The organism is Pseudoalteromonas sp. A757 (assembly GCF_004103285.1).
Taxonomy (GTDB): domain Bacteria; phylum Pseudomonadota; class Gammaproteobacteria; order Enterobacterales; family Alteromonadaceae; genus Pseudoalteromonas; species Pseudoalteromonas galatheae.
Map to the genome: position 1 here is coordinate 1 of NZ_QNQN01000036.1, position 1721 is coordinate 1721.

Annotated in this window: 1 protein-coding gene; it reads left to right on the top strand. The window is 44.1% G+C overall.

All coding sequences use genetic code 11. The features are described from left to right. The first annotated feature begins 137 nt into the window (after positions 1–137). A complete protein-coding gene (locus tag DRB05_RS00255; protein ID WP_128725175.1) occupies positions 138–1658 on the top strand; it encodes an ISNCY family transposase in 1521 nt (506 codons plus the stop codon). The last annotated feature ends 63 nt before the right edge of the window (positions 1659–1721 follow it).

A 1721-nucleotide genomic window follows, 5' to 3' on the forward strand; every position in this document is an offset into this window, starting at 1 on the left:
TGTTAACACCAAGCGATTTTGTCGTACTTTAATTACCACGCGACTTTGTCGTAGTCGCTAATTACCAAGGGAAATTGACGGTTATCTTTAACCGTGTTCTTTGAATGTTTTGTATAAGCATTTGAGGAGCGCTAAGGGTGATTGTTTTGAATTCTAAAGCTCAATTAACAGTTGATATCATTGCTAAAGTGGCAGAGCGTAAAATTACGATAGCTAATGCCGCTAAGCTCCTCAATAAATCCAGGCGTACTATTGAACGTTATTTGCAGCGTTACCGAAGCCAAGGTCTACAATTCGTTGTTCACGGGAATACAGGCAGCGAGCCAATTAATAAAACTCCAGATAGGCTTAAGCAGCAAGTTCAGTCGCTGATCCGCGAGAAATACTATGACCTGAACCTGTTGCACCTCGCCGAGATGCTAGAGGCTCACGAACACATTGTTGTTAAGCGCGAGACACTACGTAAGTGGGCACATGATATCCACCATGTAAAACGAGCCAAGCGTAGGCGTAGCCGTGTTTACAAACGCAGAGAGCGGATGGAAGCACCAGGACTAATGCTGCAAATGGACGGCAGTACACATCGTTGGTTCGGTGATAAAAAGTCGTGCTTAATCGCTATGATTGATGATGCTAACAGCGATATCCATGCAGAGTTTTTTCCGTCAGAAACGACTGAAGGGTGTATGAAAGTTATGCGCTCAGTTGTTGAGAAGTACGGCATGTTTAAAACGCTGTATGTGGATAGAGCAGGCATCTTCGGTGGACCTAAGCGTTGTAATTTCTCTCAGATGCAACGGGCCTGTGAGGAGTTAGGAATTGAAATCATCTTTGCCAGTTCTCCTCAAGGAAAAGGTCGTATTGAACGTGCCTTCGATACTCTGCAAGACAGGTTGATACCAGAGTTACGGCTCAACAATATTACTGACATGACGGGCGCTAATAGCTACCTCCAACACGTCTTCATCCCGCAGTTTTGGCGTAAAAACCTGATGGTAAAATCTAAAATATCAAACACCGAATATACGCCTGTATCACGCTACATCAATCTAGATGATATCTGCATCACCAAGGTCTACCGGAAGATCCGCAATGACCATACGTTTAGCTTCAGGGGAAAGTTCTACTTCATCGACTCGCCGCTTAAGTACTCAATCGCTAACCAGAAAATTGAAATTCGTACGGGTAAAAATAAGCAGTTCGATGCGTACTTCGCTGGGCGAAAACTACAGGTAACCGAAGTCAAGGAGCCTGATAAGCTATCCTCTGAAGACTATGAAATCCAGAAGAAACTTGATGTATTGGCACTGGCTGACAAGCTAGGAAATGTGGCAGAAGCTTCACGCCTAAGTGGTGTCTCCCGCGATACTATTTACCGCCATCGTAAGCTGATAAAACAAGGTGGGATCGAATCGTTAAAACGTCAGGAAACGCCAAATCTTCACCACAAAAATCGTACTGATAGAGCTATTGAGGAAGTCGTCATAGAATTCTCACTGGCTAACCCACACATGGGACAATCCAAAGTGTCACGACTGCTCAAGTCTGAAAAAAACGTCGACATACATGCCAGCGGCGTTCGCAATATCTGGCTAAGAGAAAATATGAATACTACTGCGTTACGGTTAGCAAAACTTGCCGAAACTCGGCAACATTGATAGTGTGATTACGTCAAAATCGCTTGGTACTTATACCGTCAGTATCCCTTGGTAATCACACTA